This is a genomic window from Pseudomonas sp. Q1 (assembly GCF_009935975.1).
Classification (GTDB): domain Bacteria; phylum Pseudomonadota; class Gammaproteobacteria; order Pseudomonadales; family Pseudomonadaceae; genus Aquipseudomonas; species Aquipseudomonas palleroniana.
This window is the reverse complement of sequence record NZ_QODI01000010.1, coordinates 69,090-92,733: the sequence shown is the minus strand read 5'-3', so window position 1 is coordinate 92,733 and position 23,644 is coordinate 69,090. Positions and strand designations below refer to the sequence as shown.

The window sequence follows — 23,644 nt, the reverse complement described above, 5'->3', positions numbered from 1 at the left end:
GCATTGTTGTTGCCTGTACTGGCCTCATCGCGAGCAAGCCCCCTCCCACAGTCGAATGTGGGAGCGGGCTTGCTCGCGAATGCGCGCTCAGCGGTTCACGGCCACCGGCCTGGAATGCTCAGCCCGTTTGCTCAACTGCTCGAACACCGGCGGATACGCCGGCCGCTCCACATACCGCCCGGCGCCGCGTTCGGCGCGCAGGTCGCCATCGGCCCAGACCAGCTTGCCCTGGCTGATGGTGTGGCTCGGCACACCGCGTACGGTCTTGCCTTCGAAGATGTTGAAGTCGACATTCTGGTGGTGGGTCTTGGCGGAAATGGTCCGTGTACCTTGCGGGTCCCACAGCACCAGATCGGCATCCGCACCCACCCGGATCGCGCCCTTGCGCGGGTAGAGGTTGAAGATCTTCGCGGTGTTGGTGGAGGTCAGCGCGACGAAATCCTGCATCGACAGGCGCCCGCTGTTGACCCCCTCATCCCACAGCAGCGCCATGCGGTCTTCGATACCGGCGGTGCCGTTGGGGATCTTGCTGAAGTCGTCACGGCCGGCGGCTTTTTGTTCGGCGCAGAAGCAGCAATGGTCGGTGGCGGTGGTGTGCAGGTTGCCCGATTGCAGCCCACGCCACAGCGCCTCCTGATGCCCGCGTGGGCGGAACGGCGGGCTCATCACATAGCCGGCGGCGGTTTGCCAGTCGGGGTGCTGGTAGACGCTGTCGTCCAGCAGCAGGTGGCCGGCGAGGACCTCGCCATACACCGGCTGGCCCTTGCCACGGGCGTAGGTGATTTCGTCGAGGGCCTCCTGGGTCGATACGTGCACCAGGTACAACGGCGTGCCCAGGGTCTCGGCGATACGGATTGCGCGGCTGGCCGCTTCACCCTCCACCTGGGACGGCCGCGACAGCGGGTGTGCTTCCGGCCCGGTGATGCCCTGGGCCATCAGCTTGCGTTGCAGGTGATACACCAGCTCGCCGTTTTCCGCATGCACAGTGGGCACCGCGCCCAGTTCCAGGCAGCGTTCGAAGCTGGCGACCAGCGTGTCATCGGCCGCCATGATCGCGTTCTTGTAGGCCATGAAGTGCTTGAAGCTGTTGATGCCGTGATGGCTGACCAGTTCGGCCATTTCCTCGCGTACCTGCTCGCTCCACCAGGTGATCGCCACGTGAAAACCGTAGTCGGCCGCAGACTTCTGTGCCCAGCCGCGCCACTGGTGAAAGGCTTCAAGCAATGACTGCTGGGGATTGGGAATCACAAAGTCAATGATCGAGGTGGTGCCTCCTGCCAGGCCCGCCGCCGTGCCAGTGAAAAAATCTTCGCTGGCCACGGTGCCCATGAAGGGCAGTTGCATATGGGTATGAGGGTCGATGCCGCCAGGCATCAAGTATTGGCCGCTGCCGTCGAGTATTTCAGTGCCGGCGGGAATATCCAGCTGAGTCCCTATGGCCCGGATTAGACCGTCTGCGCATAAAACATCGGCGCGGTAACTTTCATCATGGGTAATAACGGTGGCGCCACGGATCAACAGCGACATGTCGAGTTCCTCACAGGCTTGACCGGCTTGTGCCAGTTCTAAGTGTTGTAATGCTGCTTTCCGATGCTCGGTTAATTCTTGTCATCGGTGACAGGAATAGAAACTAGCCCGAGATTTTCGATTGGGCAAGAAGATTTTTTATAAGCTTATATCGTCTTTAATATATTGATTTATAAGGATAAAAAATAAAAATCACCAAAATGTAGCGATGTCTCACCATTTTGACGCACTTGACAGGTTCTTAAATTGAGCAACATTTCTTATTGCAAATCAGACGCTTGAGAGATGCCTCTTGACGGGGCCGGTAAATAAAAATAATTGTGTTGCACCAGATTGAGTCCTGACGGTTCTGGCAACTTCCACGTTATTTAGCCTGAGTAGCGCGGCGAGTGCCTGAGGCTCAATCGGAAAGTTGATAAACATCAGTACGTTATATAAGCGGTGTGGGTTCGAGGTGGGCGGTCGGCACGGTTATTGAGTGCAATGGCGGCTGGCCGGACCCGTGATGTCATGTTGTTAACGCGGTACTCCGGCCACCCAGGTTCAAACCCTGGGTGAGCAACAATAATTCGAAAAAACCGTGGAGCGGCCATGCAACAGAACAGATCGCAAGTCATTGAACGCAACGGCCTGTACGAACTCGACGCCGGCCCCGACGTCCTCGACAGCCCTCGCTACAACCACGACATGGCACCGACCAAGGTGCATGAACGCACCTGGAACAAATGGCACATCACCGCGCTGTGGGTCGGCATGTCGATCTGCGTGCCGACCTACACCCTGGGCGGGGTACTGACGGCCTACTTCGGGCTGACGGTGGGCGAGGCGCTGATGGCGATCTTGCTGGCCAATATCGTGGTGCTGATCCCGCTGACCCTTAACGCGTTTCCCGGCACGAAGTACGGCATTCCCTTTCCGGTGTTGTTGCGTTCGTCCTTCGGCATTCTCGGCTCCAATGTGCCGTGCCTGATCCGGGCGCTGGTGGCGTGCGGTTGGTTCGGGATCCAGACGATGTTTGGCGGGCTGGCGATCCACCTGTTCCTGGGCTCGATTTTCGAGGGCTGGAAGTCCCTGGGCGGCACTGGCGAAGTGATCGGCTTCATGATCTTCTGGACCCTGAACCTGTGGGTGGTATTGCGTGGCGCCGAGTCGATCAAGCGCCTGGAAACCCTGTCGGCACCGTTGCTGGTGGCGGTGGGGATCGGTCTGCTGGTGTGGGCGATGCCGAATGTGTCGCTCAGCGAGCTCATGGCCATCCCACCCAAGCGCCCTGAAGGCGCGAGCCTCACCGGTTACTTCATGGCCGGGCTCACTGCGATGGTGGGTTTCTGGGCCACGTTGTCGCTGAATATTCCCGACTTCAGCCGCTACGCCAGGAGCCAGAAGGACCAGATCCTGGGGCAGATTTTCGGCCTGCCGCTGACCATGTTCCTGTTTGCCGCCCTCGGCGTGATCATGACAGCCGCGTCGGTCAAGCTGGTGGGTGTCAGCGTGTCCGACCCGGTGAGCCTGATCGGGCATATCCAGAGCCCGGTGTGGGTGGCGATTGCCATGGCGTTGATCATTATCGCGACGTTGTCCACCAACACGGCGGCGAACATCGTATCGCCCACCAATGACTTTCAGAACATTGCGCCCAAGCTGATCAACCGCACCACCGCCGTGATCTTGACTGGCTTGGTGGGGCTGGCATTGATGGGCCACGAGTTGCTGAAAACGCTCGGGCTGATTGTTTCCGATGTGAGCCTGGAGACCGTCTATTCCAACTGGTTGCTCGGCTATTCAAGTCTGCTGGGGCCTATCGCCGGGATCATGGTGGTGGACTACTTCATCACCCGCAAGCAGCAATTGGACCTTGCCGGCCTGTACCGCGATGACATTTACCCTGCTTGGAACTGGAGTGGCTTTATCGCCTTCGGCGTGCCGGTGGTGCTGACCTTGCTGTCGCTGGGCAGCGACGCGTTCAGTTGGTTCTACAGCTACGGCTGGTTTACCGGTTCGGCACTGGGCGGTGTGTTGTATTACGGCCTGAATGCCAAGCGCGGCATCAGCCCGGTCACGGCCAAATCCTCGTTGTGAGAGGTTGAAATGCAATTCAAATGTGGGGGCAAGCCCGCTCCCACATTTTTGGCCTCATTCCATGACTGGAATCGGGTCAACCCATAAGAAATGTAGCCTGAGGAGATCCCCCATGAACGCTGTGACGGACGTTCTGCAATCCACCCATCAGCACATCAACCGCGACCGCTTGTGGCAGTCCCTGATGGACCTGGCCAGGCTCGGCGCCACGCCCAAGGGCGGCGTATGCCGCCTGGCCCTGACCGACCTCGATCGCAAGGCCCGCGATCTGTTCGTGCAATGGTGCGAGGAGGCGGGTTGCACGGTCACCATCGATGGCATCGGCAATATCTTCGCGCGCCGCCCCGGGCGCAATCCCAACCTGCCACCGGTAATGACCGGCAGCCATATCGACACCCAACCCACCGGGGGCAAGTTCGACGGTTGCTTTGGCGTGCTGGCGGGCGTGGAAGTGCTGCGCACGCTCAATGACTTGAAGCTGGAAACCGAGGCCCCGCTGGAAGTGGTGGTGTGGACCAACGAAGAAGGCTCGCGTTTTCCACCGTGCATGATGGGCTCCGGGGTGTTCGCCGAGAAATTCACCTTGGCCGATACCCTGGCCAGGGTCGATGCGGAGGGGGTCAGCGTGGGCGATGCGTTGAATGCGATCGGCTACGCGGGGACGCGTCCGGTCAGCGGGCACAAAGTCGGCGCGTATTTCGAGGCGCATATCGAGCAAGGGCCGATTCTCGAGGACGAGAAAAAAACCATCGGTGTGGTGCTGGGGGCATTGGGGCAGAAGTGGTTCGACCTGAAACTGCGCGGCGTTGAAGCCCATGCGGGACCGACGCCGATGCACTTGCGCAAGGATGCTTTGGTCGGCGCGGCAGCGGTGGTGGCGGCGGTGAATGCAGCGGCGTTGGGGCACCAGCCCCATGCGTGTGGAACCGTGGGTTGCCTGCAAGCCTATCCTGGCTCGCGCAACGTCATTCCGGGTGAAGTACGCATGACCCTGGACTTCCGCCATCTGGAGCCGGCGCGACTGGATTCGATGATTGCCCAAGTGCGCAAGGTGATCGATGAGACCTGTGCCAAACATGGCCTGAGCTTCGAGATGGAGCCTACGGCGGATTTCCCCCCGCTGTATTTCGACCAGGGCTGCGTCAAAGCTGTGCGCGACGCGGCCAATGGCTTGGGCCTGTCGAACATGGACATCGTCAGCGGGGCAGGGCACGACGCGATTTTCGTCGCTGAACTCGGCCCGGCAGGGATGATCTTTGTGCCGTGTGAAGGCGGCATCAGCCACAACGAAATCGAAAACGCCGCCCCGGATGATCTGGCGGCAGGCTGTGCAGTCTTGTTGCGCGCAATGGTTGCTGCTTCAGCCGCCATCGCCAGCGGCAAACTCGCTGCCTGAAAGCAGCTGAGGAATGTGGGCGGGGGGTGAGCCCTAATGCCAGTCAGTTAATAAGCGACAGAGCGGACGATGGATAACCTGTGGGAGGGGGCTTGCTCCCGATAGGCCGCGCAGCGGCCTCAAAAATGGGCCTGCTACGCATTCCATCGGGAGCAAGCCCCTTTCCACATTGGACTCACATTGAGCCGTGTTTGGCGCTATATCCAGATTGCGTCCCATAGCGGATAGTCGCCTATGCGCTTCACCAATCCCGCTCGCAGCGGGTTGGCCACCACGTATCTGGCCATTTTTACCAAGTCGTCCTCCTTGCGCAGCGCACGGTCATGGAAGCTTTCCTGCCACAGTCGTCCCTTGCGCCCACTCGCACCGTTGACGGTTCGCGTACTTCTGGATTTCACCTGGCACATCAGATCCGCCAGCGAGCCTTTTTTCAGTTCGAGCAGCCAATGGAAATGGTCCGGCATGACGACCCAGGCCATGGAGTTCGCCAGCCCTTTGTATTGGGCCAGCCGAAATTGCCAGACCACCAGGCGGCCGAGGTGGAAGTCGCTGAATAGGGGTAAGCGTTCGTGGGTGTTGGTGGTGATGAGATAGATGCGGTTCGGTTCGCTGAAACGACCGATACGCAGGCGGTGTGAAGCGGGTAGATCTGCCATTCCCTGGGCCTCTCTAGATGGGTTTAGAGAGGCTAGATTGGGGAGTGAGAGGCTGATGGGCAGGGGTTTGGCTGGATGTGTCTGGGCGGACGCCATCGGGAGCAAGCCCCCTCCCACATTGGCTCTGCGGCGTTCATACATTTTGTGTCTGATGCTGATCTAATGTGGGAGGGGGCTTGCTCCCGATAGCGGTCTTCAGCTCATGCGTCAGGTTGCCATCCACCCCCCAACGCTGTGACCAGCCCAACGCTCGCCTGTAACTGCCGCGTCTGCACCGCCTGCAATGTCCTTTGCGCCTGCAAGGCTGCGGTTTGTGCAGTCACCACATCCAGATAACTCACCGCCCCGGCCTGATAGCTGTTCATCGCCAGAGACTCGGTATGCTGCGCCGCATCCGCCGCCGCTTGTTCATCCTGTGCCTCCTGTTGCAAATCCCTTAGCTGCGCCAGGTTATCTTCCACCTCCCGCACGGCCTTCAACACCTGGCTGCGGTATTGCGCAGAGGCTTCTTCAAACTCGGCTTTGGCCTGGCGCTCATTGGCGCTCAAGCGGCCGCCATCAAAGATCGGCAGGTTTACCAACGGCCCCAGCGCCCAGTAACGGTTGCCGGCCGACAGCAGGTTGCCGACGCCTTGGGTCTGCCCGCCAATCAAGCCGGTCAGGCTGAAATCCGGATACCAGGCCGCCTTGGCCACGCCAATATTGGCATTGGCGGCAAACACTCGGCGTTCCGCCGCCGCGATGTCGGGGCGACGTTGCAGCAGTTGGCTCGGCAGTTGTGAAGGCATTCCTGGCAAGGCGATCAGTTGCTGACTTGCCGGCAGCGTGAAGTCGCTGGCCGCTACGCCGACCAATTCGCCGATGGCATGTTCGGTCAGGTTGCGTTGCCCACGCACTTCATCCCATTGTGCCTTGGCTTCGGCCAGTTGGTTTTGGGCGCGGGTCAGGTCCAGCTCCGAGGCAATCTGACCTTCATAGCGGCTACGGGTCAGTTGCAATGCCTGGCTGAAATCATCCAGCGAGCGGTTGAGGATCCGCGCTTGCGCATCCAGCCCATTGAGTTGCACATACAGGGTCGCCAACTGGTGTTGCAGGCTCAGGCGTGCCACCGCCAGGTCGTCCCCGGACGCCTGCGCCTGGGCATCCCCGGCGGCGACCTGATTACGGATCTTGCCCCATAGGTCCAGGTCATAGCTCAGGGCAAACCCGGCGCTATTGCTGTTGTAAACCGACGGCTGCGTGGCGCCGCGCAGTGGCCGTGAATCCGACTGGCGCTGACGCAAGGTTTGTGCGCTGGCGGTGATCTGCGGGAACAGCCCTGCGTGCAGTTGGCTGGCGTAGGCCTGGGACGCATCGAAGTGTGCCAGCGCCGCAGCCAGGTCCGGGTTGGCCTTGAGCAGTTGTTGTTGCAGGTCATTGAGGCGCGAGTCGTGGTAGAGCTTCCACCACTGGGGAGCCAGGTGATCGGACGGTTGCGCGCTGTGCCACGGACCGTCGCTGGTCTGTTCACGGTAGCCGGCCGGCAGGTCCACCGCCGGCACCTGATAGGCGGGGGCCATCGAGCAGCCTTGCAGCATCAGCAGTATCAATGCGGCGAGGGGTTTAAGCCTTGGGCGCATGCGCACCTCCGGAGGCATCGGCCAGTTGTACCGGGTCACCTTCGCGCAGGGCGTCGGGTGGGTTGTCGACCACGCGGTCGGCGGGTTTCAAACCTTGGTCGACGACCAGGCGCTCGCCGAGGTCAAGGCCGATGTGGATGTCCCGCAGGTGCACGTGGTTCTGCGCATCCAGCACCGCGACTTGGGTGCCTTGGGCGCGAAAGATCAACGCGCTGGCCGGAATGCTGACGCCGTGGGTGTCTGCCGGAATCGGCAGGGTGGCTTCGGCATAGTCACCCGGCAGCAACTCGCCCTTGGGGTTGTCGGCGGCGAACTGGGCGAGCAGGGTGCCGGAGCGGCGATCGATGGCGGTGGAGTCGCCGATCAGGCGCGCCTTGAAGTGTTCGCCGGGATGCTCGGGTACCGTCAGCTCGGCTTCAAGGCCCGGACGGATCACCGCCGCATAGTTCTGTGGCACCGGCACGTAGAGGCGTAGCTGATGCGTGTCGGCGATATCGAACAGCTCCGGGTCGCTATCGGTATCGGCCTTGATCAACTGGCCAATATCGGTGTTGCGTGCGGTGATGGTGCCGGTGAAGGGCGCGCGCAGGGTCTTGTAGCTCTCCAGCGCCGACAGGCGTGCGTAATCGGCAGCGGCGGCTTCGGCGTTGGCTTTGGCGGCAGCGGCATTGGAGGTTTTTTCATCGGCTTCCTGGCGCGACACCGAGTGGCTGGCCAGCAGGTTTTGCCAGCGTGTGGCGGTGGTTTGCGCCAGGCGTGCATCAGCCTGTTGCTGAATCAGCCGGGCGTGGGCTTGCGCCACCTGCTGATCGAGGTCCGGGCTGTCGATTTCGGCGAGCACCTGGCCGGCTTTCACCGGGCTGCCGATGTCGACTTTCCAGTCCTTCAAATAGCCGCTGACCCGGGCGTGGATCGGTGCCTTGCTCCAGGCTTCCAGGTGTGCGGGCAAACGCAGGGTATCGCCGGCAGCGTTCTGTTGGGGTTGGAACACCATCACCTGTGGGATGGCGGCGGTTTCCGTCCAGGCGGTAACCGATTGCTCGTGCAGTGTGCGGGCGTGCAGGCCGTTGGCGACCAACAGGGCGGCCACAGTCAGGCCGCCGACACCCATGAGCATCAAGCGCTTGCGCGAGGGTTTGTGATCAGACGACATGTGAAGTTTCTCCAGCAACAGCGCGAGTAGAGTGACGACCGTGGACCAGGCTGAAGACCACGGGAACAAACAACAAAGTGGCAGTGGTGGCGAGGATCAAGCCGCCGATCACTGCCCGGCCCAAAGGCGCGTTCTGCTCTTCGGAAAGGGCCAGCGGCAACATGCCGATGATCATCGCCAGGGCGGTCATGCACACCGGGCGAAAGCGCGTGTAGCCGGCTTCCAGCGCTGCCTTTAGCGCATCGCCATGTTCGGCCAGGCGTTCGCGGCAGAAGCTCACCACCAGGATCGAGTTGGCGGTGGCCACGCCCATGCACAGGATGGCGCCGGTGAGCGCCGGCACCGACAGCGAGGTGCCGCTGAGGAACAGCATCCACACGATGCCCGCCAAGGCAGCCGGCAGGGCGGTGATGATCACGAACGGGTCGACCCACGACTGGAAGTTGACCACGATCAGCAGGTAGATCAGCACGACCGCACCGAGCAGGCCGAAGCTCAAACCGCTGAAGGCTTCGTGCAACGCGTCGATTTGCCCATGCAGGCTGATCACCGCGCCTTTGGGGCGCATGGAAGCGGTGTCGTCGAGCACTTTTTGCACATCACGGGCTACGCCCCCCAGGTCACGGCCTTGCACGTTGGCGTACAGGTCCAGGGTCGGTTGGATATTGTAGTGAGTCACCACCGCCGGGCTTTGCACGCGGGAGATGGTTGCCACGCCGCCGAGGATTTGTGACTGGCCATCAGCCCCTGTGACCGGCAGCGCTTCCAGTGACGGCAAGCTGTCCAGGCGGTATTGCGGCGTTGCGGCGACGATGGAGTACGACACGCCGTTCGCCGGGTTCAGCCAGAAGGTCGGCGCGGTTTGCGAGCTGCCCGCGAGGGAGGCGACCATGCTGTTGGTCACGTCCTTCTCGGTAATCCCCAGGCCATTGGCACGCATGCGGTCGACGTTGACTTGCAGCGACGGGTAGCCGGTGGACTGCTGGATACGCAAGTCGGCGATGCCTGGGATGTGCGACAGGCGACGTTCCAGTTCCACGGCGTAGGCGCGGTTTTCTGCATCGCTGCGCCCGGAGATTTTCACATCCAGTGGTGCGGGGGCGCCGAAGTTGAGGATCTGGCTGCTGATATCGGCCGGCAGGAACGCGAAGTGGCTGCCGGGGAAACTCTGCGGCAAGGCTTCACGCAGTTTTTTCACGTAGTCGGCGGTGGGCGCATGGTCTTTTTTCAGGCTGACCTGGATGTCGCCATCCTGCGGACCGATAGTGCCGCTGCTGCTGTAGGCCATGTCGATGCCGCTCAGCGGAATGCCGATGTTGTCGACGATGGTGTCCAGTTCTTGCGCCGGGATCACTTCGCGAATCCGCGCTTCAATGCGGTCGAACGCCGCCGCGCTTTCTTCGATACGCGTGCCCAGCGGCAAGCGTACGTGCAGGGCCAGGGCGCCGGCGTCGGTGGCCGGAAAGAAATCCTGGCCCAGGCTCGGCAGCAGCAGGAACGAGGCGAGCACGCACGCCAGGAAACCTGCGATAAAGCGTTTGCGGTTGCCCAGCGCCAAGGTCAGCAGGCCGTGGTAGGTGTCGCGGATGTTCGAGAAGTGACGCTCGAAGCCTTGCTGAAAATTCAGCACCGATTGCAGCAGGCGATTGCGCGGTTTCTGGTGCTGCTCGCCCTCGTGGTGGTTGATGAATGCATCTTCCGGGTGATGCCCCGCGCCTTGTTCCGGCGTATGTGGCTTGAGCAGGAACATCGCCAGGGTCGGCACCAGCGTGCGCGAGAGGATGAACGAGCTGGCCATGGCAAAGATCACCGCCAGGGCCATCGGCCGGAACAGGTAGCCGGCAATCCCGTTCAGCAGGAACATCGGCACGAACACGATGCAGATACACAGCAGCGAGACGAATGCCGGGCCGACGATCTGCGCGGCGCCGTCGAGGATCGCGGTTTTCACCGCCTTGCCTTGTTCCAGGTGCCAGTTGATGTTCTCGATGGTCACCGTGGCGTCGTCCACCAGGATCCCGACCGCCAACGCCAACCCGCCGAGGGTCATCACGTTGAGGGTTTGCCCGCTGACAGCCAGCAGCGCGATGGCTGATAGCACCGCCAGGGGGATCGAGGCGGCAATGATCAGGGTGGAGCGCCAACTGCCGAGGAACAGCAGGATCATTGCACTGGTCAGCAGCGCGGCGATGATGCCTTCCTGGGCTACGCTACCGACCGATTGCTTGACGAACACCGAGGCGTCACCGAGCAGCGAGGTCTTCAGCGAAGGTGGCAGGGTTTCGTTGATGCGCGGCAGCATCTGGCGAATACCGTCGATGATCGACAGGGTGGAAATGCTGCCGTTTTTCAGTGCCGGCATCAGTACGGCGCGGTGGCCGTCGACCCGCACGATGTTGGTCTGCGGTGGCGAGCCGTCACGCACGTGGGCGACTTGGCCGATGGTGATCAGCGCGCCGTCGACGGTCTTGATCGGCAGGTCGTTGAGCTCATCGATGGCCTTGGGGCTGTTGTTGAGCAGAATCGTGTATTCATTGGGGCCGAGCTTGGCGGTGCCCACCGGGATGATCTGGTTTTGCAGCGCCAGGGCATTGCCCACGTCCTGCGCCGACAGGCCTTTGGCGGCGAGTGCCTGGGGGTCGAGGTCGAGGGTGATCTGCCGCTGCTTGCCGCCCATGGGCGTAGGCATGGCCAGGCCGGGCAGGGCACTTAAAGGCAGGCGAATGTTGTTCTGCACCAGGTCGCGGATCTTGGCTTCCGAGAGGCTGGGGCTGGAGAACGCCATTTGCAGGATCGGCACCGTGGAGGCGCTGTAGTTGAGGATCAGTGGCGGCGTGATACCGGGCGGCATCTGCTTGAGCACGGTTTGTGAAACAGCGGTCACCTGGGCGTTGGCGGTACGGATATCCACGCCGGGTTGGAAGAAGATCTTCACGATGCCCATGCCGGGCAGCGATTGCGATTCGATATGTTCGATGTCGTTGACGGTGGTGCTCAGGGAGCGTTCATAGGTGTAGATCACCCGGCCGGCCATGGCGTCCGGTGACAGGCCGTTGTACTGCCAGACCACGGCGACTACGGGGATGCCGATATCGGGAAACACATCCGTAGGGGTTCGCAGGGCCGCCATCGGCCCGATGATGCAAATGAATATGGCCAACACGATAAACGTGTACGGCTTTTGCAGTGCGGTCTTTACCAGCCCGAGCATGCGTGAACCTCCGAGGGAGCAGGATTGCAAACCCCGGCAGTCTTGCCCGACCCACCTAACACGCACCTTTCAGCCAAATGAAGGAACATTTAGTTAAGCGCTTAAGAACCTTTCATGTGTATTCATTTGTTCTACAAAGGGCCGCTCCCCAAGCTTGTCATCTATCGGCGGCGACACATTTCGCCTCGTCTTTTTACTCATGTCCTATGGAGCCCTGCCATGTCACTTAAACCTTTGCTTTTGATTCCTGCCCTCGGTGCTGTGCTGCTGTTGTCGGCGTGTGCCGGCCCGATCCCCAAGGCGGACCCAAGCGAGGCGTGGATCGGTTTGAAAGAAGAAGCCCCGAATGACCTGATGGCCGAACGCGTCGACGGCAAGCGCGTGGATGACGGGCGTTTTTTTGAAGTACCGCCAGGCGACCATCGCCTGGATGTGACCCTGTTTGAAGAAGAGCCAGGCGACGACAACCAGCAGGACTGCCAGGGGCGGGTCGAGTACAAGCACTTCAAGGCGGGTGAGCATTACACCCTGGTGGAGTCGAGCCTCGGCACTACCGTGCGCGCGGTGCTCAAGGATGGTCACGGCAAGGAAGTTGCCGCGACCCAGGACTTCAATTGCATGCCAGGCTAAGCGTGACGTGCCGCCGACGCCTCTGGTGGCTTGGCGGGTTTGACGTGGGGGTGATGATGGCGACGGGTTACGCGCATCACGCCCCACAACATGGCACTGGCGACAGCCAGCCAACCGCAGATCAACAGGAAAATCGTTGTAGCAAGGCTCATTCTGGCCTCCTTTCGCCCCTTGGGGCACACACACACTTCTTTATGGACAGTCTAGCTATCGGGCGGTTGCCTGCTATTGACCAATGGTCGAGTCTGTCCAACTTGTTTGCTCTATCCCCGGCGTTTTACTGAGACTCAAGGCTATACCGACGTAGCAGAGCACCCTATGATCTGGAGCCTCACCGGCAGTTGATCAAGAGAGTAAAAAATTGCGGTTACGGTCGAACGTTAAAACCACCCTGTTGCTGGCATGTACCTTGGGGCTTGCGGCGTGTTCCGGGCAGCCGTCGAAACTGCCGGGCCTGCCGGAGCGCGTCGAACTCAATGGTGTGCCGACCTTTCGCAGCGAGGCCTACCTGAGTGGCCCCAGTGCTTTGGCCAGCATGCTGTCGCAACAAGGCATTGTCATGACACCTGGCTTACTGGATAAGCCACTGCATCTACCCGGCGCGGAGGCAGACCTTGAGCGCAACATGCAGGTGCTGGCTCGCGAATACGGGCTGATGGTGTATCCGCTGGACAGCCAACTGACGGCGGTGCTGGCGCAGGTCGCCGCGGGTTACCCGGTGATGGCGCGGCTCAACCCGAGTTTCTGGTCGGGCACCCGCTATGTCGTGGTGGTGGGGTTCAATCAGCAAAAGAGCACGGTGTTGCTGCGCTCGGGCATGGAACGACGGCTGTCGATGAGCTTCAGCGACTTTGAGTCAGCGTGGAAGAGCGCCGGTCACTGGGCCATCCTGACCCAGCGTCCGAGCCAGTTGCCCGCCAATGTGGACGCACAGCGCTGGCGCGATGCGGCCAACGCCACGGCGCAGGCTGGGCAGGAGAGGGCGGCGGCGCAGGCGCTCAAGGTGCTGGCGGAGCGCAAATAAAACCGCGCCCAAGGCGCGAGTGTAGTGAGCGGGCTTGCCCCGCGCTGGGCGGCGCAGCCGCCCCAAATCCGGTCACCTCGGTATTCCTGAAACACCGCGGCGTTCTTGTTGGGGCGGCTGCGCCACCCAGCGCGGGGCGAGCCCGCTCACTACAAGAGTTCGGTTGTGGTTACCGGGGGTGCTTAGCGGCGCACCTCTGCGGCAATCGGGCGGTTCTTCAGGTTTTTGTCGGCCTTGTAGCGCAACGCGACGTCCGGCACCGACGTGCTCTTGCCGGTCTCGACCCAGTTGCGAATACGACCGGCATCGGCGAAGTGGGTGAATTTGCCGAAGGCGTCCAGGATCACCAATGAAACCGGGCGGTTGCCCATGCTCGTCACCAGCACCAGGCAGTGGCCGGCCTGGTTGGTAAAGCCAGTCTTGGTCAGCTTGATATCCCAGTTGGCGCGGTTGATCAGGTGGTCGGTGTTGGAGAAGCCCAAGGTGTAGTTGGGTTTGCGGAACGACACGGTCTTTTCTTTAGTGGTGCTGAGCTGGCTGAGCATTGGAAACTTGCGTGCATAGGCCAGCAGCTTGCTCAAGTCACGGGCGGTGGACACGTTGTGAATCGACAGGCCGGTGGGTTCCACATAGTGGGTGCTGGTCATGCCCAGCGCCTTGGCCTTGGCGTTCATTGCCGCGATAAACGCGGGGTAGCCGCCCGGGTAGTGGTGAGCCAGGCTGGCAGCTGCGCGGTTTTCCGAGGACATCAGGGCAATCAGCAGCATTTCTTTACGCGGCATTTCGCTGCCGATTTTCACACGGGAGAACACGCCTTTCATTTCCGGCGTGTCCTTGATGTTGATGTCGATGTATTCGTCCATGTTCTGCTTGGCTTCCAGCACCACCAGGCCGGTCATCAATTTACTCACGGAGGCGATGGGTACCACCACGTCGGGGTTGCTGGAATAGATGACTTTGTTGGTCTGTAAGTCGACCAGCATGGCGCTGCCGGAGGCGATTTGCAGTTTGGAAGTATCACGCGGCGCCTGGGTGGTTTCGGCTGCGTGCGCGAAGGTGCCTGTAAATGCAAAAAATAGGCTGACAATAGAGAGACGAATTTTCACGCGGGTGAACTCGCTAAAAAGTAAGGAAATACCGTTCGAGAACGGGTTTTATGATAAATGCCGTTACATTTTAGGAGTATGGATCAGAAAACGATAGAGAGCTTTAAATAAAGGCTGTAAGCCGATGATTGGCAGGGGTTGTACCGATTATGTACTTGCCGTTGGTCGCGAGTTTTTTTACGGTCTAACCGGTATCTTTTTTGTATGCAATAGTGCGCTTAAGCTGTCTGGATGCGCCAATAAAACGTCTTAGGTCAGGCCGCTGAAGTTAGTATGGTAAGGCCTGACTATATTTTGGCGCTTTGAGTTTTTCTCACTGATCGTCACTGACGGGCGGGGTTTCAACAATGAGTAACAAGCCGACTATAGTACTGGTGCACGGGTTTTGGGGTGGTGCGGCACACTGGAGCAAAGTAATTGTTGAGTTGAGTCGCAAGGGTTATACGTCCATACAGGCAGTAGAGATGCCTCTGACGTCACTTGCCGACGACGCTGAGCGAACGCGAAAAATGATTGCCCAGCAAAAGGGACCTGTTCTGCTCGTAGGGCATTCCTACGGCGGCGCGGTGATTTCCGAGGCGGGTGACCAGCCGAATGTCGTCGGGCTTGTCTACATTGCGGCATTCGCCCCCGATGCTGGTGAGAGTCCTGGCGAGATTACCCAGCGTAATCTGCCCCAGGCAGCTGCAAACCTTGAGCCTGACAGTGACGGATACCTGTGGATCAAGCAGGGAAAATTCCATGAGAGCTTTTGCCAGGATTTGCCTGCCAACGAGGCTCTGGTGATGGCGGTCACTCAAAAGGCACCGCTGGCCAGCACCTTTGGCGACAGCGTCACTGCGCCTGCTTGGAGGAAGAAACCGTCCTGGTATCAAGTGTCCAGCGAAGATCGAATGATTCATCCTGAAAATCAGAAATTGATGGCTGCACGAATCGTTCCCCGGAACACGATCACCTTAGCGACCAGCCACGCTTCGCTGGCAACCAGACCCATCGAGATTGCTGCGTTTATTGATGAGGCTGCAGTAGCTGCATCTAACGCCTGATCTTGGGGGGGTGGTGAGAATTCTTTTTCATCGTTTCTGAAAGGAAATAAAAAGCCCTGAGATAAAACAGGGCTTTTTCAGCACGGCTCGTTATCAGGCGTGCAGGGTTTCTGCTGCGTACAGCGTATTTTCCAGCAAGCAGGCACGAGTCATCGGGCCGACACCGCCTGGCACTGGAGTGATCCAGCCGGCGCGGGGCAGGGCGGTCTCGTAGACCACATCACCGACCAGCTTGCCATCTTCCTGACGGTTGATGCCGACGTCGATCACGATGGCGCCTTCCTTGATCCACTCACCTTTGACCAGCCCCGGCTTGCCGGCGGCGACCACCACCAGGTCGGCACGGCCGACGTGGCCGGCAAGGTCCTTGGTGAAGCGGTGGGTGACGGTCACGGTGCAGCCGGCCAGCAGCAGTTCCATGGCCATTGGGCGGCCGACGATGTTGGACGCGCCGACGACCACGGCATCGAGGCCGTACAGGTCGACACCGGTGCTTTCCAGCAGGGTCATGATGCCTTTGGGGGTGCAGGGGCGCAGCAGCGGGATGCGTTGTGCGAGGCGGCCGACGTTATAAGGATGGAAGCCGTCGACGTCTTTGTCCGGGCGGATGCGTTCGAGCAACTTGGAGGCATCCAGATGCTCGGGCAATGGCAGTTGAAGCAGGACGCCGTCGATGGCCGGGTCGTCGTTGAGCGTGTCGATCAGGTCGGTCAGCTCCTGCTGGGTGGTCTCGGAAGGCAGGTCGTAGGCCTTGGAAATAAAGCCGACCTCTTCACAGTCTTTACGCTTGTGCGAGACATAAACCTGAGAGGCAGGATCGCTGCCGACCAGGATCACCGCGAGGCCGGGCGTGCGCAGACCTTGCTGGCTGCGCTCGGTGACGCGTTTGGCGATCTGCTGGCGCAGGCTGGCGGCGATTGATTTGCCGTCGATAAGTTGTGCAGTCATTACGCGTGATTAACCATCGAGAGGGGGAAGAAAAGTGCGCGCATTCTCGCACGCCATGACGTGAGGGCAAAGGCGCTTGGTCTGCAAATTGCCCTAACCCCTTAAATAAAATCAGTTTTTTTCAAAAAAGATTTGACGGGTATCAACGCCCTCTATACTATTCGTCGCACTTGTCGGGCACAGCCTAGCACTGGTTAAGAAGGTCGAGCAGAATAGTTGTTCTGCAAGGCTGGAAGCACTTAGTTTGTAATCCTCCAAGAGTACAGATTAATAAGGCGCCCGTAGCTCAGCTGGATAGAGCATCCGCCTTCTAAGCGGATGGTCGCAGGTTCGAGTCCTGCCGGGTGCGCCATTAGGCAGCTTTGGCACAAGTAGCGCTATATGGTGGGCGTAGCTCAGTTGGTAGAGCACGGGATTGTGACTCCCGTTGTCGAGGGTTCGATCCCCTTCGTCCACCCCATATTTAGAAGGGCGCCAGATTAATCATCTGGCGCCTTTGCTTTAAGAGCTTCAAGCGCGGATGTGGTGGAATTGGTAGACACACTGGATTTAGGTTCCAGCGCCGCGAGGCGTAAGAGTTCGAGTCTCTTCATCCGCACCAAATAAAGCTTGGCCCCGTTGAAAAGCAGGGTAGGGCTCAACAAAGAAGTGGTTTGGTTTCTTTGTTAACGCAATATGGTGGGCGTAGCTCAGTTGGTAGAGCACGGGATTGTGACTCCCGTTGTCGAGGGTTCGATCCCCTTCGTCCACCCCATATTCGAAAGGCGCCAGATTTAACAGTCTGGCGCCTTTTTTGGTTTCAGCGGTTCGAATATTCCGCGACTGCAGGTAGTGGGTCGCAAGGGCAGGGCGTTTCGTCGTATTTGTGTATCTCGATGATGCCGCACTGCCTGCCGCCCCGTCTGAGGGGTGGGCCGTCAGGGAGATGGATGACGACTTCCTCTATATATAGAAGGAGCGGCGCAGAGCCCTGGCGTGATGGGCTGTATTTGTCAGCGGGGCGGGGGGCATCAGTGCCTTCGTACCGATAAATTGCCGGCTGTTTTCGGGCGTATTTGCAGTAGGGTGACTTCTTGAGTTTGACCCACTAGAATGCATGCCCTTGATTGGGGTCGGAAATGGCCGGCTAACGTCTGTGCAACGAGGAATATCCATGCAAGTTTCTGTTGAAAATACTACTGCTATCGAGCGTCGCCTGAGCATCACCGTGCCGGCTGAGCGTATCGAGACTGCGGTCAACAAGCGTCTGCAGCAGACTGCCCAGAAGGCCAAGATCGCTGGTTTCCGTCCAGGCAAAGTGCCAATGAGCGAAATCAAGCGTCGTTTTGGTGCCGATGCGCGTCAGGAAGCTGTAGGTGACGTGATCCAGGCTTCTTTCTACGAAGCCGTTGTCGAGCACAAGCTGAACCCGGCTGGCTCGCCATCGATCGAGCCTAAGTCCCTGGAAGCCGGCAAGGACCTGGAATACGTTGCCGTATTCGAAGTGTTCCCTGAGTTTGAAGTGGCCGGTTTCGACGGTATCACCGTTGAGCGCCTGAGCGCTGACGTAGCTGATGCCGACCTGGACAACATGCTGGAAATCCTGCGCAAGCAGAACACCCGTTTCGAAGTGGCCGACCGCGCTGCCCAGAACGAAGACCAGCTGAACATCGATTTCGTGGGCAAGGTTGACGGCGAAGCATTCGCTGGCGGCTCCGCCAAGGGTACTCAGCTGGTGCTGGGTTCCAACCGCATGATCCCTGGTTTCGAAGACGGCCTGGTTGGCGCAAAAGCCGGCGAAGAGCGCGTGCTGAACCTGACTTTCCCTGCTGACTACCAGAACCTGGACCTGGCCGGCAAAGCCGCTGAGTTCACCGTGACCGTCAACAGCGTTTCCGAGCCTAAGCTGCCAGAGCTGAACGAAGAGTTCTTCGCGCAATTCGGCATCAAGGAAACCGGTATCGAAGGCTTCCGCACCGAAGTTCGCAAGAACATGGAGCGCGAGCTGCGTCAGGCCATCAAGTCCAAGGTCAAGAACCAGGTCATGGACGGTCTGCTGGCCGCCAACCCGATCGAAGTGCCTAAGGCTCTGCTGTCCAACGAAGTGGATCGCCTGCGCGTTCAAGCGGTTCAGCAGTTCGGTGGCAACATCAAGCCTGATCAACTGCCGGCCGAACTGTTCGAAGAGCAAGCCAAGCGCCGTGTCGTGCTGGGCCTGGTCGTGGCTGAAGTGGTCAAGCAACACGACCTCAAGCCTGACGAAGATCGCGTTCGCGAAATGATCCAGGAAATGGCTTCGGCCTACCAGGAGCCTGAGCAGGTCGTGGCTTGGTACTACAAGAACGACCAGCAACTGAACGAAGTACGTTCGGTTGTGCTGGAAGAACAAGTTGTGGATACTGTTCTGCAGAAGGCTAAGGTGACCGACAAAGCGGTCTCTTACGAAGAAGCAGTCAAGCCGGCGGAAGCAGCACAAGCCGACTGATTGTCCAACTCGTTGGAAATACAACCATAAGCCAGCCTCGCGCTGGCTTATGCGTTTTCAAGACATGACTATTTGGGAGTAACTGCAGAGCATGTTCCGTAATTCCTATATTCAGCAGAACTCTGATATCCAGGCCGCCGGCGGCCTGGTCCCGATGGTTGTCGAGCAATCTGCTCGTGGCGAACGCGCCTACGACATCTACTCGCGCCTGCTCAAGGAGCGAGTGATCTTTCTGGTTGGTCCGGTAGAGGACTACATGGCCAACCTGATCTGTGCGCAACTGCTGTTCCTTGAAGCGGAAAACCCGGACAAGGACATCCATCTCTACATCAACTCTCCAGGCGGTTCGGTGACGGCGGGCATGTCGATCTACGACACCATGCAGTTCATCAAGCCGAACGTGTCGACCACTTGCATCGGCCAGGCCTGCAGCATGGGCGCGTTCCTGCTGACTGCCGGTGCCGAGGGCAAGCGTTTCTGCCTGCCTAACTCGCGTGTGATGATTCACCAGCCACTGGGCGGCTTCCAGGGCCAGGCGTCGGATATCGAAATCCACGCCAAGGAAATCCTGTTTATTCGTGAGCGTCTGAACACGCTGATGGCCAAGCACAGCGGGCGCACCCTCGAAGAAATCGAGCGTGACACCAACCGCGACAATTTCATGAGTGCCGAAGCCGCGCGTGAATACGGGCTGATCGACGCAGTGATCGACAAGCGCCCTGCTTAATATAAGCCGCTCAAAATAGGGCTGGTCGGCATGTCCGACCACCGGCGGGCTTGAAAAAGCCCGCATAAGCCTTCATCTTGTGTTGCAAGCCTATCGGATTTGGATCGAACGAATGACTGACACCCGCAACGGCGAGGACAACGGCAAGCTGCTCTATTGCTCCTTCTGCGGCAAAAGCCAGCATGAAGTACGCAAGTTGATTGCCGGCCCCTCGGTGTTTATCTGCGACGAGTGCGTCGACCTGTGCAATGACATCATCCGCGAGGAGGTGCAGGAAGCCCAGGCCGAGAGCAGCGCGCATAAATTGCCTTCGCCTAAAGAAATCAGCGGCATCCTTGACCAGTATGTAATCGGTCAAGAGCGTGCAAAGAAGGTTCTGGCCGTAGCGGTGTACAACCACTACAAGCGCTTGAACCAGCGTGACAAGAAGGGCGACGAAGTCGAACTCGGCAAGAGCAACATCTTGCTGATCGGCCCGACAGGCTCGGGTAAAACCCTGCTTGCCGAAACCCTCGCTCGCCTGTTGAACGTTCCGTTCACCATCGCCGACGCCACCACCCTCACCGAGGCTGGCTACGTGGGCGAAGACGTCGAGAACATCATTCAAAAGCTGCTGCAGAAGTGCGACTACGACGTAGAGAAAGCCCAGATGGGTATTGTCTACATCGACGAAATCGACAAGATTTCGCGCAAGTCGGACAACCCGTCCATCACCCGGGATGTTTCCGGTGAAGGCGTGCAGCAGGCCCTGTTGAAACTGATTGAAGGCACGGTGGCTTCCGTTCCGCCTCAAGGTGGTCGCAAGCACCCGCAGCAGGAATTCCTTCAGGTCGATACGCGCAACATCCTGTTCATCTGTGGTGGTGCGTTCTCCGGTCTCGAAAAGGTCATCCAGCAGCGCTCCACTCGTGGTGGCATCGGTTTCAGTGCGGAAGTGCGCAGCAAGGAAGAAGGCAAGAAGGTGGGCGAGTCCCTGCGTGAAGTCGAGCCTGACGATTTGGTCAAGTTCGGTCTGATCCCGGAATTCGTCGGCCGTCTGCCGGTCCTGGCCACGTTGGACGAGTTGGATGAGGCGGCTCTGATTCAGATCCTCACCGAGCCGAAAAACGCCCTGACCAAGCAATACGCCAAGCTGTTCGAGATGGAAGGTGTGGACCTCGAGTTCCGTACCGACGCGCTCAAATCAGTGGCCAAGCGGGCATTGGAGCGCAAGACCGGTGCACGTGGTCTGCGTTCGATCCTCGAAGGCGTGTTGCTCGACACCATGTACGAGATCCCCTCGCAGTCCGAGGTGAGTAAAGTGGTGATCGACGAAAGCGTTATCGAAGGCAAGTCCAAGCCACTGTATATCTACGAAAACAGTGAGCCGACTGCCAAGGCTGCGCCGGACGCGTAAGCGTTTTGCAGCTGCAGTACCAGCAAGGGGCCTTTCGGGGCCCCTTTGTTTTTGGTGTGCCTTTTGGGGTGGTTTTTCAGGGCGGCTTTTAAATTCATAGGTATTCATGCGTTTAACTGCTGGCATTGAGCTTGTTTTTTTTGCATGCAGCCCCCATCTTGGCTCCAAGCTTATTTTTCAACTGTCATAGAGGCGAAATCATGAAGACAACCAGCGAATTGCCTCTCCTGCCGTTGCGTGATGTCGTCGTCTATCCGCACATGGTTATCCCGCTGTTCGTGGGGCGCGAGAAGTCTATCGAAGCCCTCGAGGCTGCGATGACGGGCGACAAGCAGATCCTGCTGTTGGCCCAAAAGAATCCTGCTGATGATGATCCGGGCGAAGAAGCCCTGTATCGCGTCGGCACCATTGCCACCGTGCTGCAACTGCTCAAGCTGCCTGATGGCACCGTCAAGGTGCTGGTCGAAGGCGAGCAGCGTGGCGCGGTCGAGCGTTTCATGGAGGTGGATGGTCACCTGCGTGCCGAAGTCGCGTTGATCGACGAAGTCGAAGCCCCTGAGCGCGAATCCGAAGTGTTTGTACGCAGCCTGCTCTCGCAGTTCGAGCAGTATGTGCAGTTGGGCAAGAAAGTCCCGGCTGAAGTCCTGTCGTCCCTCAACAGCATTGATGAGCCAAGCCGCCTGGTCGATACCATGGCTGCGCACATGGCGCTGAAGATCGAGCAGAAGCAGGACATTCTCGAAATCATCGACCTGGCCGCCCGCGTTGAACATGTGCTGGCATTGCTGGATGGCGAAATCGACCTGTTGCAGGTTGAGAAGCGCATCCGTGGTCGCGTGAAGAAGCAAATGGAGCGCAGCCAGCGCGAGTACTACCTGAATGAGCAGATGAAGGCCATTCAGAAGGAGCTTGGCGACAGCGAGGAAGGCCACAACGAAATCGAGGAGCTGAAAAAGCGTATCGATGCCGCCGGCCTGCCGAAAGACGCCCTGGCCAAAGCCACCGCCGAGCTGAACAAGCTCAAGCAAATGTCTCCGATGTCGGCCGAAGCCACCGTGGTTCGCTCCTACATCGACTGGCTGGTGCAGGTGCCGTGGAAGGCCCAGACCAAGGTGCGCCTGGACCTGGCTCGTGCAGAAGATATCCTCGACGCCGATCACTATGGCCTCGAAGAAGTCAAAGAACGCATTCTCGAATACCTCGCCGTGCAAAAGCGCGTGAAGAAGATTCGTGGTCCGGTGTTGTGCCTGGTCGGCCCTCCAGGTGTGGGTAAAACCTCGCTGGCCGAATCCATCGCCAACGCCACCAACCGCAAATTCGTGCGCATGGCCCTGGGTGGTGTGCGTGATGAGGCGGAAATTCGTGGTCATCGCCGGACTTATATCGGTTCGATGCCAGGAAGATTGATTCAAAAGATGACAAAGGTCGGTGTGCGCAACCCACTGTTCCTGCTCGATGAAATCGACAAGATGGGCAGCGATATGCGGGGCGATCCGGCATCGGCTTTGCTCGAAGTGCTCGACCCGGAGCAGAACCATAATTTCAATGACCATTACCTGGAGGTCGATTACGACCTGTCCGACGTGATGTTCCTGTGCACCTCCAACTCCATGAACATTCCGCCAGCCTTGCTGGACCGGATGGAGGTGATTCGTCTGCCGGGTTACACCGAAGACGAGAAGATCAACATCGCCGTCAAGTACCTCGCGCCCAAGCAGATTTCGGCCAATGGCCTGAAAAAGGGCGAGATCGAATTTGAGGTCGAGACGATCCGCGACATCGTGCGCTATTACACCCGCGAGGCCGGTGTGCGGGGGCTTGAGCGCCAGATCGCGAAGATCTGCCGCAAGGCCGTGAAGGAGCATGCGCTGGAAAAACGCTTCTGCGTCAAGGTCACTGCTGACTCCCTGGAGCACTTCCTGGGCGTGCGCAAATTCCGTTATGGCTTGGCTGAGCAGCAGGACCAGGTAGGGCAGGTGACTGGCCTGGCATGGACCCAGGTGGGCGGCGAATTGCTGACCATTGAAGCGGCGGTGATCCCTGGCAAGGGCCAGTTGATCAAGACCGGCTCGCTGGGTGATGTGATGGTTGAATCCATCACTGCCGCGCAAACCGTGGTGCGCAGCCGCGCCAAGAGCCTGGGCATCCCCCTGGACTTCCACGAGAAGCACGACACGCACATCCACATGCCGGAAGGGGCGACTCCGAAGGATGGCCCTAGCGCCGGCGTAGGCATGTGCACGGCCCTGGTGTCGGCATTGACCGGCATTCCGGTGCGAGCGGATGTGGCCATGACCGGGGAAATTACCCTGCGTGGTCAGGTACTGGCTATCGGTGGTCTGAAAGAGAAATTGCTGGCCGCGCACCGGGGTGGAATCAAGACGGTGATCATTCCTGAAGAGAATGTCCGCGACTTGAAGGAAATTCCTGACAATATCAAGCAAGATCTTCAGATTAAACCCGTTAAATGGATTGACGAGGTCCTGCAAATTGCGCTGCAATACGCGCCGGAGCCCTTGCCGGATGTGGCTCCGGAGATTGTCGCGAAGGATGAAAAACGCGAGTCTGATTCCAAGGAAAGAATTAGCACGCATTAATGCGTTTTAGCCTGGGGGCTTCCTTGACAGATTTTTAGAGCCCTTGTTATAAAGCGGCTCTTAAG

Annotated in this window: 17 protein-coding genes and 4 tRNA genes; 13 read left to right on the top strand and 8 right to left on the bottom strand. The window is 59.2% G+C overall.

Annotation, left to right across the window (positions count from 1 at the left end):
• Positions 1 to 87: 87 nt before the first annotated feature.
• The gene (gene hydA, locus DK870_RS17110; protein ID WP_060756773.1) at positions 88 to 1,527 is read right to left on the bottom strand and encodes a dihydropyrimidinase; all 1,440 of its coding nucleotides are present in this window, start codon (positions 1,525 to 1,527) and stop codon (positions 88 to 90) included.
• A gap of 591 nt (positions 1,528 to 2,118) precedes the next feature.
• Between hydA and DK870_RS17105 the strand changes: the two genes are divergently transcribed.
• Together DK870_RS17105 and DK870_RS17100 are read left to right on the top strand one after the other, a co-directional pair.
• A complete protein-coding gene (locus DK870_RS17105) occupies positions 2,119 to 3,606 on the top strand; it encodes an NCS1 family nucleobase:cation symporter-1 (RefSeq protein WP_161549206.1) in 1,488 nt (495 codons plus the stop codon).
• Positions 3,607 to 3,718: 112 nt separating this feature from the next.
• A complete protein-coding gene (locus tag DK870_RS17100) occupies positions 3,719 to 5,002 on the top strand; it encodes a Zn-dependent hydrolase (RefSeq protein WP_161549205.1) in 1,284 nt (427 codons plus the stop codon).
• Between the two features lie 197 nt (positions 5,003 to 5,199).
• Here DK870_RS17100 and DK870_RS17095 read toward each other — a convergent pair whose 3' ends face one another.
• From DK870_RS17095 to DK870_RS17080, 4 genes are all read right to left on the bottom strand, one after another.
• Positions 5,200 to 5,658, bottom strand: a complete 459-nt coding sequence (locus DK870_RS17095) for a transposase (protein WP_090370075.1) — start codon at positions 5,656 to 5,658, stop codon at positions 5,200 to 5,202.
• A 200-nt stretch (positions 5,659 to 5,858) separates the two neighbouring features.
• Entirely contained in the window at positions 5,859 to 7,277 is a 1,419-nt protein-coding gene (locus DK870_RS17090; protein WP_161549204.1) for an efflux transporter outer membrane subunit, read from the bottom strand.
• The gene (locus tag DK870_RS17085; protein WP_161549203.1) at positions 7,261 to 8,430 is read right to left on the bottom strand and encodes an efflux RND transporter periplasmic adaptor subunit; all 1,170 of its coding nucleotides are present in this window, start codon (positions 8,428 to 8,430) and stop codon (positions 7,261 to 7,263) included. Before DK870_RS17085 ends, DK870_RS17090 begins: the two co-directional genes overlap by 17 nt.
• The gene (locus DK870_RS17080) at positions 8,420 to 11,641 is read right to left on the bottom strand and encodes an efflux RND transporter permease subunit (RefSeq protein WP_104994204.1); all 3,222 of its coding nucleotides are present in this window, start codon (positions 11,639 to 11,641) and stop codon (positions 8,420 to 8,422) included. The genes DK870_RS17085 and DK870_RS17080 overlap by 11 nt, the downstream gene beginning before the upstream one ends.
• Positions 11,642 to 11,860: 219 nt before the next feature.
• On the opposite strand from DK870_RS17080, the gene DK870_RS17075 reads away from it, so the two are divergent.
• A complete protein-coding gene (locus tag DK870_RS17075) occupies positions 11,861 to 12,271 on the top strand; it encodes a hypothetical protein (protein WP_060756766.1) in 411 nt (136 codons plus the stop codon).
• Here the strand turns inward: DK870_RS17075 and DK870_RS29365 are convergent.
• Entirely contained in the window at positions 12,268 to 12,423 is a 156-nt protein-coding gene (locus DK870_RS29365) for a hypothetical protein (protein ID WP_162843524.1), read from the bottom strand. The genes DK870_RS17075 and DK870_RS29365 overlap by 4 nt on opposite strands.
• A gap of 209 nt (positions 12,424 to 12,632) precedes the next feature.
• Between DK870_RS29365 and DK870_RS17070 the strand changes: the two genes are divergently transcribed.
• Complete coding sequence (locus DK870_RS17070) at positions 12,633 to 13,295, top strand: peptidase C39 family protein (RefSeq protein ID WP_104994203.1); 663 nt, start codon at positions 12,633 to 12,635, stop codon at positions 13,293 to 13,295.
• A gap of 182 nt (positions 13,296 to 13,477) precedes the next feature.
• Here DK870_RS17070 and pbpG read toward each other — a convergent pair whose 3' ends face one another.
• On the bottom strand, positions 13,478 to 14,401 hold the full coding sequence (pbpG, locus tag DK870_RS17065; RefSeq protein WP_060756764.1) for a D-alanyl-D-alanine endopeptidase: 924 nt from the start codon (positions 14,399 to 14,401) through the stop codon (positions 13,478 to 13,480).
• 347 nt (positions 14,402 to 14,748) lie between these two features.
• Between pbpG and DK870_RS17060 the strand changes: the two genes are divergently transcribed.
• On the top strand, positions 14,749 to 15,447 hold the full coding sequence (locus DK870_RS17060; protein WP_161549202.1) for an alpha/beta hydrolase: 699 nt from the start codon (positions 14,749 to 14,751) through the stop codon (positions 15,445 to 15,447).
• A 93-nt stretch (positions 15,448 to 15,540) separates the two neighbouring features.
• Here DK870_RS17060 and folD read toward each other — a convergent pair whose 3' ends face one another.
• On the bottom strand, positions 15,541 to 16,395 hold the full coding sequence (gene folD / locus DK870_RS17055; RefSeq protein ID WP_104994202.1) for a bifunctional methylenetetrahydrofolate dehydrogenase/methenyltetrahydrofolate cyclohydrolase FolD: 855 nt from the start codon (positions 16,393 to 16,395) through the stop codon (positions 15,541 to 15,543).
• 275 nt (positions 16,396 to 16,670) lie between these two features.
• On the opposite strand from folD, the gene DK870_RS17050 reads away from it, so the two are divergent.
• The 8 genes from DK870_RS17050 to lon all read left to right on the top strand — a co-directional run bounded on the left by DK870_RS17050 (position 16,671) and on the right by lon (position 23,579).
• A tRNA-Arg gene (locus tag DK870_RS17050) sits at positions 16,671 to 16,747 on the top strand.
• A gap of 32 nt (positions 16,748 to 16,779) precedes the next feature.
• Positions 16,780 to 16,855: transfer RNA gene (locus tag DK870_RS17045), tRNA-His, on the top strand.
• 56 nt (positions 16,856 to 16,911) lie between these two features.
• A tRNA-Leu gene (locus DK870_RS17040) sits at positions 16,912 to 16,996 on the top strand.
• 77 nt (positions 16,997 to 17,073) lie between these two features.
• Positions 17,074 to 17,149: transfer RNA gene (locus DK870_RS17035), tRNA-His, on the top strand.
• Positions 17,150 to 17,548: 399 nt separating this feature from the next.
• Entirely contained in the window at positions 17,549 to 18,859 is a 1,311-nt protein-coding gene (tig, locus tag DK870_RS17030; RefSeq protein WP_060756762.1) for a trigger factor, read from the top strand.
• 91 nt (positions 18,860 to 18,950) lie between these two features.
• Positions 18,951 to 19,586: an ATP-dependent Clp endopeptidase proteolytic subunit ClpP gene (clpP, locus tag DK870_RS17025; protein WP_016974096.1), complete on the top strand. Its 636-nt coding sequence runs from the start codon at positions 18,951 to 18,953 to the stop codon at positions 19,584 to 19,586.
• Between the two features lie 112 nt (positions 19,587 to 19,698).
• Positions 19,699 to 20,982 (top strand): ATP-dependent Clp protease ATP-binding subunit ClpX, encoded by a 1,284-nt coding sequence (gene clpX, locus DK870_RS17020; RefSeq protein WP_003238279.1) that lies wholly within the window; start codon positions 19,699 to 19,701, stop codon positions 20,980 to 20,982.
• Positions 20,983 to 21,182: 200 nt separating this feature from the next.
• The gene (gene lon / locus DK870_RS17015; RefSeq protein ID WP_060756761.1) at positions 21,183 to 23,579 is read left to right on the top strand and encodes an endopeptidase La; all 2,397 of its coding nucleotides are present in this window, start codon (positions 21,183 to 21,185) and stop codon (positions 23,577 to 23,579) included.
• Positions 23,580 to 23,644 lie beyond the last annotated feature (65 nt).